This is a genomic window from Streptomyces tatrensis, assembly GCF_049310065.1.
GTDB lineage: Bacteria > Actinomycetota > Actinomycetes > Streptomycetales > Streptomycetaceae > Streptomyces.
On the sequence record NZ_JBMDLB010000011.1, the window covers coordinates 556,255 to 569,886 of the forward strand.

Consider the following 13,632-nt stretch of genomic DNA (forward strand, 5'->3'; position numbering starts at 1 on the left):
GACCGATGAGGAGGACTCGATGCCCGACGCACCGTCCGTGAAGCGTTCCCGCAGGGGGCCGGGCCGCCGGGCCCGCAGGATGCTCGCCGCCACGGCGGGGGCCGTGACACTGGTCCTCGCCGTACCGGGGGTCGCGTACGCGGCTCCGCCCCCGGCCCTGCCCGCCAATGCGGACGGGCTGGAGCAGACGTTCCAGCCGGCCTACGACTACGACCGCGACGGCTGCTACTCCAGCCCCGCCATCGGTCCGGACGGCACCATCAACGGGGGCCTGAAGATGGGGGGCGACGTCAACGGCCAGTGCCGCGACCTCTCCGACCTGAACAACACCAACGGCTACTCCCGCGCCAAGTGCAACAACGGCTGGTGCGCCGTCATGTACGCGCTCTACTTCGAGAAGGACCAGGTCTCGCTCGGCCCCGGCAGCGCCGGGCACCGGCACGACTGGGAGCACGTCGTGGTGTGGGTCCAGAACAACCAGGTCGGCTACGTCTCCACGTCGGAGCACGGGAACTTCAAGGTGCACGCCGCCTCGCAGGTCCGGTTCGACGGCACCCACCCGAAGATCGTCTACCACAAGGACGGCTGGAGCACGCACTGCTTCCGGGCCGCGAACTCCAACGACGAGCCGCCGGAGAACCACAAGGGGACCTGGCAGTACCCCACGCTGGTCGGCTGGAACGGCTACCCCGCGGGGCTGCGCGACAAGCTGAGCCAGGCCGATTTCGGCAGCGCCCTGCTCGGGATCAAGGACGGCCAGTTCAACGGCCACCTGGCCAAGGCCAAACCGGCCGGGATCCCCTTCGACCCGAACGCGTGACGGCAGGGGCGGCCGCCGGCGTCACGGCGGCGCCGGTCACGGCCGCGCGCACCTCGCGTTCACCCGTCCGCACCGCCGCCTCGGTGACCGTGCGTCACCGGGGCGGCGGTTCGAGATGCGCTCCGGGTGTGCTGCTGGTTCGCTGAAAGCCGCCCGGCGTCCCCCCACAGCGCCCAGGAGTGATCATGAGTGCAGGCGAATCCCACGGCCGGTCCCGGCAGCTGCGCGACAAGGCGCAGGAGCTGGACGATGCGGCCACCCGCTCGTCCGACCCCGACGAGAGCCGCCGGCTGCGGGACAAGGCCCGCCGCCTGCGCGAGCAGAGCGAGCAGGAGCGCGTCATCGACGACCCGGGCATGGACCTGCGGTAGCCCCGCCCGACCGCGTCCGGCGGCCGGTCTACGGGACCACTGGGCTCCCGGGCTACGGGGCCACGGCCGCCGCGGGGGCCTCGTCGAGCTCCCACGCGTGGCGCTTGAACTCGCGGACGAAGTCGGCGTGGTCCTCCCACTGGCGGGCGATGCCGCGCAGCACGTCCCAGTGGTGCTCCACCGCCTGGTCGATGACCCGGCGGACGGTCGGCTCGGCCGTCTCCCGCTGCGCGATGAGCCCCTTGGCCACCGAGGCCTCCAGGGCGGCGTTGCGCAGCGCGCGCAGGGCGCGGGAGGTGTCGTCCATCCCGAAGCCGTTCTCGCTGCCCGTCTCCTCGGCGAAGAGCGGGGTGAGCCGCGCCTCGATGAAGGCGGTGATCCGCTCGAAGTGGCGTACGTCCATCGGGGGCTCCATCTCGGGTCGCTGCGCTGTCCGGCGCGAACCGGGCCCGCACCGGCGATCATTATCCCGCAGCCGGGCACCCGCTCCGCTCCGGGGTGCGGGCACTAGCCTGGCCCGTATGGACGAGCTGGACGAGCTGGGCGGCGTCGCGGTCATCGCGTTCGCCGATGGCCGGGCCTTCGAGGACTGGCTGGCCGGGCACCACGCCCGGCACGAGGGCGTGTGGGTCAAGCTGGCGAAGAAGGCCTCCGGGATCGCTTCGGTCACCGCGGACGAGCTGGTCGACATCGGGCTGTGCTACGGCTGGATCTCCGGGCAGCGCCGGTCCCTGGACGAGCGCCACTACCTGCAGAAGTACGTGCCCCGCAGGCCCCGGAGCCTGTGGTCGCAGGTCAATGTCGACAAGGTGACCGAGCTGACGGCCCTGGGCCGGATGCGCGAGCCGGGCCTCGCCGAGGTGCGCAAGGCGCAGGAGGACGGCCGCTGGGCGGGGGCCTACGCCTCCCAGCGGACGGCGGAGGTGCCGCCCGATCTCACGGCGGCCCTGGCGGAGAACCCGGCGGCGCGGGCGGCCTTCGAGGCCCTGGACCGGACCGGGCGCTACCTCGTCGCCCTGCCCCTCCTCCAGGCCCTCACCCCGGAGACCAGGCGGGCCCGTCTGGAGCAGGCCGTACGCCTCCTGGCGCGGGGCGCCGCCGGCTGAGTTCCCGGCCCGCCGGCGCTACCAGCGGAGCGGGAGGCGGCTCACGCCGTGCATCAGGCTGCCCGTCAGCCAGGCCCGCGGGCCCGCCTCCGGGTCCTCGGCCAGGCCGGGGAAGCGTTCGAGCAGGGAGCGGATCGCGATGCGGCCCTCCATGCGCGCCAGCGGGGCGCCGATGCAGAAGTGGATCCCGTGGCCGAAGGCCAGGTGGCCCTGCGGGGCGCGGCCGATGTCGAACACGGCGGGGTCCGCGAAGCGGGCGGGGTCGCGGTCGGCGCCGGACAGGGAGACGAGCACGGTGGCCCCGGCCGGGATCGTGGCGCCGCCCACGTCCAGGGACTCGCGCGCGTAGCGGAACGTGGTGTGCTGCACGGGGCCGTCGTAGCGGAGCATCTCCTCGACCGCCCCGTCGAGGAGGCCGTCGAAGTCCCCGCGCAGTGGGGCCAGTTGTTCCGGGTGGGCGAGCAGGGCCCGTACGCCGTTGGAGATGAGGTTGACGGTGGTCTCGTGGCCCGCGACCAGCAGGAGGAAGGCCATGCCGATGACTTCGTCGCGGGACAGGGAGTCGCCGTCCTCGTCGCTGGTCCGGATCAGCGCGCTGAGCAGGTCCTCGCCGGGCTCCTTGACCTTGGCCTCGATGAGCTCGGTGAGGTAGATCCCCAGCTCCCGGTACGCGTCGGCGTTCGAGGCTGCCGAGGTGGGGGTGACGATCTCGTTGGACCAGTACCGGAACCGGGCCCGGTCCAGGTTGGGGACGCCGAGCAGCTCGCAGATGACGGTCATCGGGAGCGGGAAGGCCAGTGAGTCGATCAGGTCGCCGCCGCGCTCCGGCCGGGCGGCCATCGCGTCGAGCAGCTCGTCGGTGATCTGCTGGACGCGCGTGCGCATGCCCTCCATCCGGCGTGCGGTGAACTCCCGTGCGACCAGGCGCCGCAGCCGGGTGTGGTGCGGAGGGTCGGATTCCAGCATGTTGGAGCTCATCGCGCCGCCCTGGGCGTCCGGGAACTGGCCCGAGGCGCGCCAGTCCTTGGACAGGGCCGGGTGGTTGAGGGCGCGGCGCGCTTCCTCGTGCCCGACGATCATCCAGCTCGGCTCGGCCTCGTCCGCGGTGAGGAGGATCCGGTGGACGGGCCCCGCCGCGCGCATCCTCTCGTAGAACGCGTACGGGTCGGCATCGAACTCTTCCGCGCTGGCACTGATGTCCACTACTGGCATCGGACCACGGTACGCCCCCAGTTGGGGACGGGTGAGGGCGGTTTCCGGACACTCCGGGGCAAGAGCCCGATCACGGTAGTCTGCGGCCTTCCATACGAAAGAGGGGGACGGCCATGACGACCGCATGCGAGGTAGTCCGGACGACGGTGGACGTGGTCACTCGGGACGGCACCGCCGATGCCTATCTGGCCCGGCCCGACGGCGCGGGCACGTACCCCGGGGTGCTGCTGTACGTGAACGCCCTGGGGATCCGCCCGCACATCAAGTCGGTGGCGGACCGGATCGCGGCGGCCGGCTACGTCGTCCTGATGCCCAACCTCTTCTACCGCCACGGGCGCGCACCGGTGTTCGAGCTTCCGGAGTTCGTGGACTTCGGCAGGCAGCCGGAGCTCTTCGAACGGGTCGGCCCGGTCCTCGAATCGCTGACCGCCGAGCTGTCGATGCGCGACGCCGAGGCCTATCTGGAGCGGCTCACGGGCCTCCCGGAGGTCGCCGCCGGGCCGGTGGCGATCACGGGGTACTGCCTGGGCGCCCGGCTGGCCCTGCTCACGGCGGGGACGTACCCGCAGCGGGTGGCTGCCGCGGCCGGTTTCCACGGCGGGTTCCTGGCCACGGACGCGGCGGACAGCCCGCACCTGGTGGCGGACCGGGTCACCGCCGAGCTGTACTTCGGCCACGCGGACCAGGACCCGACGCTGTCGGCCGAGGAGATCGACCGGCTGGAGAAGGCCCTCTCGTCGGCGGGCGTCCGCCACCGGGCCGAGGTCTACGAGGGTGCGGCGCACGGCTACACCCTGGCCGACACGAGTTCCTACGACGCGGCCTCGGACGAGCGGCACTGGTCCGCACTGTTCGCGCTGCTGGACCGGACGTTCTGAGCGCCGCGGGCCCGGCGTCCTGCCGGGCCCGCGGTGCTACGGGGTTACGGGGTTACGGGGTTACGGGGCTAGGGACCCGCGGTCACCGGCACTGGCCGGACCGGGGTCCTACGACGGTGGTCGCGGTGACGTGCGGCGCCGGTTCGTTGGCCTCGCACCGCAGCGGTCCGAGGACCCGGCCGCCCGCGAACTCGACGCCTCCGGTGTTGGCTTCCAGGGTGACCGGACCGGTGAACGCGCTGCCGGCGCAGACCGGTGCCGCGCCCGCCTCCTCGGCGAATCCGATCACCACGGAACCACTGGTGCCGCGTACGCCGACCGGGCCGGTCAGCGTGGATCCGCAGAGGGACACGGCGAGCGCACCGTCGGCGGAGAACGGACCGGTGACGCGGCCGTCCGATACGGAGAGCGCGCCGCCGGGCCGGACGGTGAGCGGGCCGCTCTGGCTTCCGCCGGAGGCGATGCAGACCGATTCCCCGGCCGCCACGGTCAGCGGCCCGTGGTGGTCGGTCGTGATGCAGGGCCGGCTGAATCCGACGGTGATGTCAGTCGGTTCACCGGTGGAGCTGCCCGTGTGGTCGGCGTCCGGGGTGTACGTGGCGCTGATCCGGTGGGTGCCGGGGCGCAGGGCGCTCGTGGTGAAGTGCGCCCGTCCCCCGTCGAGTGCGACGGTGGCGAGCGGGGTGGTCCCCTCGGAGAAGGTGACGCTGCCGCCCGGGACGGCCGCCGGGTGTTCGGAGCCCGTCACGGTCGCGGTCAGGGCGACGGCGTGCCCGAACAGCGGAGTGGCGGTGTCCGTGGTGAGGGTGGTCGAGGTGCCGTAGCGGAAGGAGACGACGGCCTTGCCGTCGCCGTGCTGGACACCCGACTCCAGGAGGGCCTCGGAGACACCGGCCTCGGCCGGAGCCGCGTAACCGCTGCCGCCACCGCCGCCCGCTCCGTAGAGGTTGCCGGGGTTGCCGCCGCCGGAGCCGCCACCACCGCCGCGCCAGCCGCCGCCACCGCCTCCGCCGCCGTTGCCGCCGCGGCCGCCGTTGCCCCCGGTGCCACCGGAGCCGGGGTTGGGCAAGCCGGTGTACTGGTCGATGTCGCTCCCGTTGCCTCCCCCTGCACCGATCGGGTTCGTGCGGGTGCCGGTGCCGTGCTGGGTCTGGGTTCCGCCGGTGCCCCCGGCGCCGGACCCCTCGGGGCCGCCGCCCTCGCCGCCGTTCTCCCCGGCGGGCCCGCCGCCGTGGCCGCCGCGCAGCAGCGGGCCGCCGTTGCCGGCGCCGCCGCCGCCGCCGGCCACCAGGATCCGGTCGGCCGGGCCGAAGGCCCCGGTGCGCAGGTCGGAGGCGCCGCCGCCGGAGCCGCCCCCGCCGTGGGCGCCGCCGCCGCCGGTGCCGTGGCCGAAGCCGCCGGGCCGGGCGTACTCGCCGCGCCGGGAGGTGCCGGAGCTGCCGACGCCGCCCCGGGTGAGCTGGATGGTCTGGCCGGGGGTGACGGCCAGGTTCGCGCGGGTCAGGCCGCCGAGGCCGCCGGGTGCGCCCTCGTTCGGGGGGTTCGGGGTGACGTAGCCGGCCGCGCTGCCGCCTTCGGCTCCGTAGAGGTCGACGGTGAGGACGCTCACCCCGGCGGGCACGGTAAAGACGTCCGTGCCCGCGGTGGCGTACGTACAGGTGGGCGGCGAGCTGGTGAAGACGCCCGCCGGGCCGCAGGCCGACGCCTCCGCCGGGTCGGCGGCCGCGGTGAGGGGTGCCACCAGGGCGGCGAGGAGTGCGCCCGCTCCGAGGACGAGCGCGGTCCGGGAGGCGGGCAGGGAGCGGGGTCTGATTCGGGTCATGGTCCTGATCGGTGTGGTGGAGGTGACGGGGCGGGGGTCCCTCATGACGCTCAGACGCCGTCGTCGGCGCACAGTGCCCAGGCGTCGGTGTAGGTGCTGGGTGAGCTGCCGCCGCCGGTGTGGGTGTAGGCGGTCCAGTAGGAGGCCGTGGTGGCCCCGTCACCGACCGGGGTGCCGCCGGAGTCGCTGGGGAAGCTGCCGTTCAGGTGGTCGCCCGGGGAGCCGGGTCCCGTGAAGGCGGTGGTCGTCACGCTGCCGCCGCTGATGGCCGCGCCGCCGCTGACCAGCTTGCCGTCGTTGCCGCCGCAGCCGACCGTCGCGGTCTGGCCCGACGTGGCCGCGGTCGGGCCGCTGACCTCGCTGTGGCGCACCTTGACCGTGGCGCCGCTGACATCGATGTTGTTGCCGCTGCAGATCGCGTAGGCGTACGTCGTGTTGCCCGTGCCGCCGCCACCGCCGTTCCAGCCGACGGCGGTCCAGGAGTCGGGGTTCGTCTCGCCGTCGGCCGCCGCCTTCTGGCCGTAGGCGTGCCCGGCGTCGTTGAAGGTGGGGAAGGACGCGATCGGCTTGAGGCTGCCGACATCGGCGGGGGTGATCCGGGCGCCGCCGCCGAGCAGCCGGGTGTTGGCCGGGCAGGTGGCGGTGACGAGGCCCACCGTGGAGGACGCGGTGGGTCCGGCGACCTTGTTCATCACCACCTGGGTGTGGTTGATCAGGTTGCTGGTGAAGCACATGGCGTAAGGGGTGCTGGAGAACGAGGCGTTGACCGCGCCCCCGCTGCCGCCGATGCCGAGCCAGTGCGTCACGTCGGTGGCGACCACGCCGGTGGAGCCGGTGTACTCGGTGCTGCCGTCGGGGCTGGGCGAGGTGCCGTTGACCTTGTTGCCGTTGGACGAAGTCCCGGTGCCGATGGCCTGGTTGATCCCGCCACCGGATATGAGCCCGGAGGAGCAGTCCGCGTGGGTGGAGATCTCCGCGAAGGTCGCCGCGGGTCCGGAGGTGGCCCCCGGAGTCTTCACCGTCACACCGACGGTGTTGGCGTAGGCCGATCCCGGCACCAGAAGGGCCAGAAGGGTGCCGATGACCAGTGACTTTCCTGCGACGGCGCGTCGCAGAACTGTCTTTGGCATGTTTGGTTTCTCCCTCATCCAGAGTCGCGCATGCGGACTATAACAGTCCTTTTGGCGCTCATCTACAGCGAGATCCAGCTGTCTCACCTAGCAGATAAGGGCTTAGCTCCGGCCAGGCCTCGCAGCCTGCATCTTTCAGCTCTCCTGAAAGGAATAGTCAAAAACAATCGATGGACCTGACCAATCCCGGTGGGCGAGAGTCGAGTCATCACCAAAACCCCCAACTCCCTTCTCCTCAACGGAAAGCAGGCTTCCGCACATGCAGTTCCCGACCACCGCCTCCCCGAACGACGACTTCGCCGCCGCCCCCTACGTGTCGGGCGACCCGTACGCCGACTACCGGGGCGCCACCTTCGAGTTCTCCCACCTGACGGACCTCGCGGACCGCCGGCTCGGCGCGGGGGTCGTCGCCGCCAACGACGAGTTCTTCGCCGAGCGGGAGAACCTCCTGCTGCGCACCCCGGCCGTCTTCGACGTGCACCACTACGCCAACAAGGGCAAGGTGATGGATGGCTGGGAGACCCGGCGGCGGCGCGGGGCGGGCGCGGACGAGCCGTTCCCGACGGACTCCGATCACGACTGGGCGCTGATCCGCCTGGGCTCCCCCGGCATCATCCGCGGGATCGTCGTCGACACCGCGCACTTCCGCGGCAACCATCCGCAGCAGGTCAGCGTGTGGGCGGCCGCCTTCGAAGGGACGCCCTCGACCGCCGAACTCCTCGAACGGACGGATGCCTGGGAGGAGATCGTGCCCCGCACTCCGGTGCGCGGCCATGCCGCGAACGGGTTCGCGGTCGGCTCCGGGCGCCGCTGGACGCACCTGCGGATCAACCAGCACCCCGACGGCGGCATCGCGCGTCTGCGGGTGCACGGCGAGGTGCTGCCCGATCCGCGGTGGCTGGCCCTGCTCGGCGCGGTGGACGTGGCCTGCGTGGTCAACGGCGGGGTCGTGGAGGAGGCCTCGGACGGCTTCTACTCCTCCCCCGGGAACACGATCATGCCGGGGCTGTCGCAGAAGCAGGACGACGGCTGGGAGACGCGTCGGCGCCGCGACAAGGGGAACGACTGGATCGCGTACCGGCTGGCCGGGCAGTGCGAGATCCGCGCGGTGGAGGTGGACACCGCGAACTTGAAGGGGAACGCGGCCGGTTGGGTGTCGCTGTCCGTCAAGGACGGTGCGGACGGCGCGTGGACGCAGGTCCTCCCGCGCACCCGGCTGGAGCCCGACAGCCCGCACCGGCTGCCGCTCGCCGCGCCGGTCCTGGCCACGCACGCCCGGATCGACGTGTACCCCGACGGCGGATTCGCCCGCCTGCGCCTGCACGGCCGGCTCACCGACGCCGGAGCGGCCGCCCTCACCGCCCGCGCGGCGCGTGCGGCGGACGCGGCGCTCTGACGGGGAGGACGGCCGCCCCGGCGGCTCGCCCCGGACTGTGGCCCGGGGCCATGACCCGGGACTACTCGACGACGAGCTCGACGGGGATGTTGCCGCGCGTGGCGCGGGAGTAGGGGCAGACCTCGTGCGCCTGCTTGACCAGCAGCGTGCCGGTCTCGCCCATCAGGGCTTCGGGGAGTTCCACGCGCAGGACGACGGCCAGCCCGAAGCCCGCGCCGTCCTTGCCGATGGAGACCTCCGAGGTCACCGAGATCTCGCTGGTGTCGACCTTGGCCTGGCGGCCGACGAGCCCGAGCGCACTGGCGAAGCAGGCGGCGTACCCGGCGGCGAAGAGCTGCTCGGGGTTGGTGCCCAGGCCGCTGCCACCGAGGGCCGGCGGCATGGCCAGCGCCAGGTCGATCTGACCGTCGGAGCTGACGGCGCGGCCTTCGCGGCCGTTGGCGGTGGCGACAGCGGTGTAGATCGCGTCCATCTCGGGGGTTCCTCTCACGGGGCGGAGGCGGGGCCGTCGAGTGACGACCGCGCCCCATCAATATGGCACACAATTAAGTTGTGCACAATTCAGTTGCCGACACGGGGCCCCGGGTACACTTTCCCCCATGACCGAGCAACCGACCGACGCCCTCCCCGACCAGGACTTCCTGCGCCTCGACGGCCAGATCTGCTTCGCGCTCGGCGCGGCGAACCGCGCCTTCGGCGGGCTCTACCGCGTCGTCCTGAAGGACCTCGGGCTGACCTACCCCCAGTACCTGGTGATGCTGGTGCTGTGGGAGCACGGAGAGATGCCGGTCAAACAGCTCGGGCAGCACCTGCGCCTCGACTCGGGCACGCTCTCCCCCCTCCTCAAGCGGCTGGAAGCGGCCGGCCTGCTCGCGCGCGAGCGCAGCGCCGCCGACGAACGGTCCGTGCACGTACGGCCCACCGAGGCCGGTACGGCCCTGCGCGCCCGGGCCGTCGAGGTGCCCCGGCGCATCGCGGTCGCGACCGGCTTCGAGCTCGGCGAGATCAAGGAGCTGCAGGACCGCCTGCGGCGGCTCACCGCCGCCCTGGACGCGGCCGTTCCGCCGGAGTAGCCGGAGCAGGGCTTTCCGACCGCCCGGCCGAGGTCCCGTAGGGCCGCCACAGCGGGTGTTCGCGCCGCGCCCAGTCGGCGGCCACCGAGCCCGTGCGCATGCCGCGCCGGGCCTCCGGGTCGCGGACGGCCATCATGACGTGGCCCACGACGGCCACGGTCAGCGCGATGGCCAGCCAGTCGTGGACGAAGGTGGCCGCGGTCCGCCAGGGCAGCGGCGCCAGCCCGGTGAACCACATCAGCAGACCGGTGCCGAGCATCACGAGGGCCGCCCCGGCGCTCCAGCTCGCGTAGAGCTTCTGCCCGGCGTTGAACTTGCCCGCCGGGCGCGCGCCCGGCCGGTGGCCGCGGCGCAGCGCGGAGCGCAGCCAGGTGCGGTCGTGCGGCCCGAAGCGGTTCAGCCGGCGCAGGTCCCCGCGGAAGGCCCGGGAGCCGAGCCCCAGCAGGACGGGGGCCGGGATCAGCAGTCCGGACCACTCGTGGACGGTGACCACGAGGTGGCGGCGGCCTACGAGTTCGGCGAGGAGCGGCAGGTAGAGGCAGGCGGCGCTCGCCAGGCACACCCCGGTCAGGGTGGCGGTGGCCAGGTGGACCAGCCGTTCGGCGCGGCTGAAGCGGCCCACGCGGGCGGGTCGTCCGGCCGCGTCGTCCACGCCGTCAACGCCGGAGGCCGGCGGTCCGGCCGGGAGTTCAGACGGTCGGGGCATCGTCGCGTCCGTTCGACTTGCCGACCCAGGCGTCGACGTCGTAGCCGAGTTCCTCCCAGTAGCCGGGCTGCACATCCCGGGTGAGGGTGATGCCCGACAGCCATTTCGCCGACTTGTAGAAGTACATGGGAGCCGCGTAGAGGCGGGCCGGACCGCCGTGGGCGTGGCTGAGGGGCTTGTCCTGCATGTTCAGCGCGACCATGACGTCCTCGCGGCGGGCCTGCGGGAGCGTGAGGCTCTCGGTGTAGGTGCCGTCGAAGCAGGTGAAGCGGATCGCTCGGGCCTCGGGGCGGACCCCGGCGGCGTCCAGGAGCCGGAAGAGCGGGACGCCTTCGAAGGGGGTCGCGGGGACCCGCCAGCCCGTCACGCACTGGACGTCGCGGACGATCCGGGTCTGCGGCAGGGCCCGCAGCGCGTCGAGCGTGTACGTGGCCGGGCGCTCGACCAGGCCGTCGACGGTCAGCCGGTAGTCGGCCGGGCCGCGTCGGGGCACCGAGGACGCGACCGAGTAGTACCGGAACCCGCCGCCGCCCGGCAGCAGTCCGGTGAGCCCGGTGGGGTCCTTGTCGGCGGCCGCGCCCAGTACGGCGTCGAGCCCGGACTGGAGCCTCGGCGCGAGGACCAGGCCGAGGGCGCCGAGCCCCACCGTGCCGAGGACCAGCCGCCGGCCCACGGGGGCACCGCGGCCGTCGGGGTCAGGGTCGTAAGCGGGGTCGGGTTCGGGGTCGGGGCCGGGGTCGGGGTCAGGGCCGGGTTGCTGATCTGCTCTGCTCACGTGCCGATTCGACCACCTGCGGCACCCCGGCGGCCAGGGTCCGCACCCGCCCGTCAGACTTCCGTAAGGCGCACCCGCAAGCCGACAAGCCCACACAGCCGTACGGCCGGTCCCGCGCTGGGCGGGACCGGCCGTACCACGGGGACCTGACTACGCCCCGCTCGCCTTGAGCATGTCCTCGCGCTCGACGAGCTTCACGCGCTCGCGGCCCTGCGGCTCGCCCAGCGCCTTCTCGGCGGCGTCGAGCTTGTACCAGCCCTCCCACGTCGTGAAGCGGACCTCCTTCTGCGCGAGGAAGGTCTCCACCGCCTCCGGCTCGGGAGCGGCCGGCGTCAGCAGGCGGCCGTCCGCGTGGTCGGCGAGCAGGTTCGCGACCGTCTCGTTCGCGTCGCCCTTGGTGTGGCCGATCAGGCCGATGGGACCGCGGCGGATCCAGCCGGTGACGTACGTGGACGCCAGGTGCGCGCCGGCTTCGATGACGCGGCCGCCCTCGTCCGGAACCGTGCCGGAGTCGACGTCCCACGGCAGCTTGGGCAGCTCGTCGGAGAGGTAGCCGACGGCGCGGTAGACGGACTGGACGTCCCAGTCGGTGAAGGTGCCGGTGCCCTTGACGTTGCCGGTGCCGTCGAGCTCGGTGCGCTCGGTGCGCAGCCCGACGACCTGGCCGTCCTCGCCGAGGATCTCGGTGGGCGACTCGAAGAAGTGCAGGAAGAGCTTGTGCGGGCGCTCGCCTATGTCGCGGATCGCCCAGTTCTCCAGGGTCTTGGCGACCATGTCCGCCTGCTTGTTGGAGCGGCGGGTGGTGATCGAACCCTCGTCGTAGTCGATGTCCTCGGGGTTGACGATGACCTCGATGTTGGGCGAGTGGTCCAGCTCGCGCAGCTCCATCGGGCTGAACTTGGCCTGCGCGGGGCCACGGCGTCCGAAGACGTGGACCTCGAGGGCCTTGTTGGCCTTGAGGCCGTCGTAGACGTTCGCCGGGATCTCCGTCGGCAGCAGCTCGTCGGCGGTCTTGGCGAGGATCCGGGCCACGTCGAGGGCCACGTTGCCGACGCCGAGGACGGCGACCTTCTCGGCCTCCAGCGGCCAGGTGCGCGGCACGTCGGGGTGGCCGTCGTACCAGGAGACGAAGTCGGCGGCGCCGTAGGAGCCGTCGAGGTCGACGCCGGGGATGGTGAGCGTGCGGTCCGCGGTGGCGCCGGTGGAGAAGATCACGGCGTCGTAGAAGGAGCGCAGCTCGTCCAGGCTGATGTCGTTCGGGTAGTCGACGTTGCCGAAGAGGCGGACCTGCGGCTTGTCGAGCACCTGGTGCAGGGCGGTGATGATGCCCTTGATGCGGGGGTGGTCGGGAGCGACGCCGTAGCGGATCAGGCCGAAGGGGGCCGGCATCCGCTCGAAGATGTCGATGGACACACCCGGCTGGACGGCCGCCTCGGACTTCAGCAGGGCGTCGGCGGCGTAGATGCCGGCGGGGCCGGCACCGACGATTGCTACCCGCAGGGGGCGAGGCATGGCTGGGTTCCCTTCGAACGACGAAAGACTCGATCAAGGGAACCCTAAGCTAAGGGCAGCCTAACCCGGCACCCGCCCCTGGGTTATGCCCCTATAACCCTCGCTTATGGCCTCCCTAAGCCATGCTTGGGGCATCGACGGCGCCCGGTCGGCGCCCCGGAGGCGGCGGAGGGAGGGCGGGGGGACGGCGCGGGGGGACGGCGGGAAACGGCCGGCACCCCGTGATACCCATGGGCCGCATGGACACCACCCCCGCCCGGCCCGAGACCTCGCGCGCCCGCCGCCCCCTCCTCTTCCTCGATGTCGACGGCCCGCTGATCCCGTTCGGCTCCCCGCACGGGCACCCGGTCTACGAGGCTCCGGGCGCGGCCGACGCGTCGGGCGGCCATCCCCTCCTCTCCCGGGTCGATCCGGCGCTGGGCCCCCGGCTCGCCGCGCTGCCGTGCGAGCTGGTGTGGGCCACGACCTGGGGCGAGGACGCGAACCTGTGTCTCGGCCCGCGGCTCGGGCTGGCGGACCTGCCGGTGGTGGAGTGGCCCGAGCCCGCCGACGCGGACGGCCCGGGCGGGACGCACTGGAAGACCGCCGGCCTCGTGGCGCGGGCGGCGGGCCGGGCTTTCGTGTGGGTCGACGACGAGATCGGCGACGCGGACCGCCGGTGGGTGTCCGCCCACCACCCCGGCCCGGCCCTCCTCCACCGGGTCGACCCCCGAATCGGCCTCGGGAACGCCGACTTCGCCGCCCTGGAGGCGTGGCTGCGCGCCCACGGCGCCTGAGTCCGGCGGGCGTTCGCCGCCCGCCGGGCCAACGAGCCCGGCTTCGGGCCCCGTC

The 13,632-nt window shown here is 73.0% G+C and carries 15 protein-coding genes; 7 read left to right on the forward strand and 8 right to left on the reverse strand.

The features are described 5' to 3' along the window. The first annotated feature begins 19 nt into the window (after positions 1–19). Both ACODT5_RS18160 and ACODT5_RS18165 read left to right on the forward strand, forming a co-directional pair. Positions 20–820 (forward strand): NPP1 family protein, encoded by an 801-nt coding sequence (locus ACODT5_RS18160; protein ID WP_422520350.1) that lies wholly within the window; start codon positions 20–22, stop codon positions 818–820. A gap of 185 nt (positions 821–1,005) precedes the next feature. Then, complete coding sequence (locus tag ACODT5_RS18165; RefSeq protein WP_385374486.1) at positions 1,006–1,191, forward strand: DUF6381 family protein; 186 nt, start codon at positions 1,006–1,008, stop codon at positions 1,189–1,191. A 52-nt stretch (positions 1,192–1,243) separates the two neighbouring features. On the opposite strand, the gene ACODT5_RS18170 is transcribed toward ACODT5_RS18165, so the two are convergent. Next, the gene (locus tag ACODT5_RS18170; protein WP_383940913.1) at positions 1,244–1,594 is read right to left on the reverse strand and encodes a hypothetical protein; all 351 of its coding nucleotides are present in this window, start codon (positions 1,592–1,594) and stop codon (positions 1,244–1,246) included. Positions 1,595–1,712: 118 nt separating this feature from the next. Between ACODT5_RS18170 and ACODT5_RS18175 the strand changes: the two genes are divergently transcribed. Further along, positions 1,713–2,297 (forward strand): YdeI/OmpD-associated family protein, encoded by a 585-nt coding sequence (locus tag ACODT5_RS18175; protein ID WP_422520351.1) that lies wholly within the window; start codon positions 1,713–1,715, stop codon positions 2,295–2,297. Positions 2,298–2,315: 18 nt separating this feature from the next. On the opposite strand, the gene ACODT5_RS18180 is transcribed toward ACODT5_RS18175, so the two are convergent. After that, on the reverse strand, positions 2,316–3,509 hold the full coding sequence (locus ACODT5_RS18180; protein WP_422520352.1) for a cytochrome P450 family protein: 1,194 nt from the start codon (positions 3,507–3,509) through the stop codon (positions 2,316–2,318). Between the two features lie 113 nt (positions 3,510–3,622). Between ACODT5_RS18180 and ACODT5_RS18185 the strand changes: the two genes are divergently transcribed. After that, positions 3,623–4,387, forward strand: coding sequence for a dienelactone hydrolase family protein (locus ACODT5_RS18185; protein ID WP_422520353.1), 765 nt, complete (start codon positions 3,623–3,625; stop codon positions 4,385–4,387). An 82-nt stretch (positions 4,388–4,469) separates the two neighbouring features. Here the strand turns inward: ACODT5_RS18185 and ACODT5_RS18190 are convergent, their stop codons facing one another. Both ACODT5_RS18190 and ACODT5_RS18195 read right to left on the reverse strand, forming a co-directional pair. Further along, a complete protein-coding gene (locus tag ACODT5_RS18190) occupies positions 4,470–6,209 on the reverse strand; it encodes an Ig-like domain-containing protein (protein WP_422520354.1) in 1,740 nt (579 codons plus the stop codon). A 50-nt stretch (positions 6,210–6,259) separates the two neighbouring features. Next, positions 6,260–7,339, reverse strand: coding sequence for a hypothetical protein (locus ACODT5_RS18195; RefSeq protein WP_422520355.1), 1,080 nt, complete (start codon positions 7,337–7,339; stop codon positions 6,260–6,262). A gap of 259 nt (positions 7,340–7,598) precedes the next feature. Between ACODT5_RS18195 and alc the strand changes: the two genes are divergently transcribed. Continuing rightward, positions 7,599–8,735 (forward strand): allantoicase, encoded by a 1,137-nt coding sequence (alc, locus tag ACODT5_RS18200; protein WP_422520356.1) that lies wholly within the window; start codon positions 7,599–7,601, stop codon positions 8,733–8,735. A gap of 61 nt (positions 8,736–8,796) precedes the next feature. On the opposite strand, the gene ACODT5_RS18205 is transcribed toward alc, so the two are convergent. After that, positions 8,797–9,207, reverse strand: a complete 411-nt coding sequence (locus tag ACODT5_RS18205; RefSeq protein ID WP_250741571.1) for an organic hydroperoxide resistance protein — start codon at positions 9,205–9,207, stop codon at positions 8,797–8,799. A 127-nt stretch (positions 9,208–9,334) separates the two neighbouring features. Here ACODT5_RS18205 and ACODT5_RS18210 point away from each other — a divergent pair, with 127 nt between their 5' ends. After that, entirely contained in the window at positions 9,335–9,808 is a 474-nt protein-coding gene (locus tag ACODT5_RS18210; protein ID WP_422520357.1) for a MarR family winged helix-turn-helix transcriptional regulator, read from the forward strand. Here the strand turns inward: ACODT5_RS18210 and ACODT5_RS18215 are convergent. The 3 genes from ACODT5_RS18215 to ACODT5_RS18225 all read right to left on the reverse strand — a co-directional run bounded on the left by ACODT5_RS18215 (position 9,771) and on the right by ACODT5_RS18225 (position 12,801). Then, positions 9,771–10,514, reverse strand: coding sequence for a cytochrome b/b6 domain-containing protein (locus ACODT5_RS18215; protein ID WP_422520358.1), 744 nt, complete (start codon positions 10,512–10,514; stop codon positions 9,771–9,773). The two genes, ACODT5_RS18210 and ACODT5_RS18215, sit on opposite strands and share 38 nt — an antisense overlap. Then, the gene (locus ACODT5_RS18220) at positions 10,498–11,289 is read right to left on the reverse strand and encodes a molybdopterin-dependent oxidoreductase (protein WP_422520359.1); all 792 of its coding nucleotides are present in this window, start codon (positions 11,287–11,289) and stop codon (positions 10,498–10,500) included. Before ACODT5_RS18220 ends, ACODT5_RS18215 begins: the two co-directional genes overlap by 17 nt. A 150-nt stretch (positions 11,290–11,439) precedes the next feature. Beyond that, complete coding sequence (locus ACODT5_RS18225; protein ID WP_422520360.1) at positions 11,440–12,801, reverse strand: FAD-dependent oxidoreductase; 1,362 nt, start codon at positions 12,799–12,801, stop codon at positions 11,440–11,442. 239 nt (positions 12,802–13,040) lie between these two features. On the opposite strand from ACODT5_RS18225, the gene ACODT5_RS18230 reads away from it, so the two are divergent. Continuing rightward, complete coding sequence (locus ACODT5_RS18230) at positions 13,041–13,577, forward strand: HAD domain-containing protein (protein WP_422520361.1); 537 nt, start codon at positions 13,041–13,043, stop codon at positions 13,575–13,577. Positions 13,578–13,632: the final 55 nt, after the last annotated feature.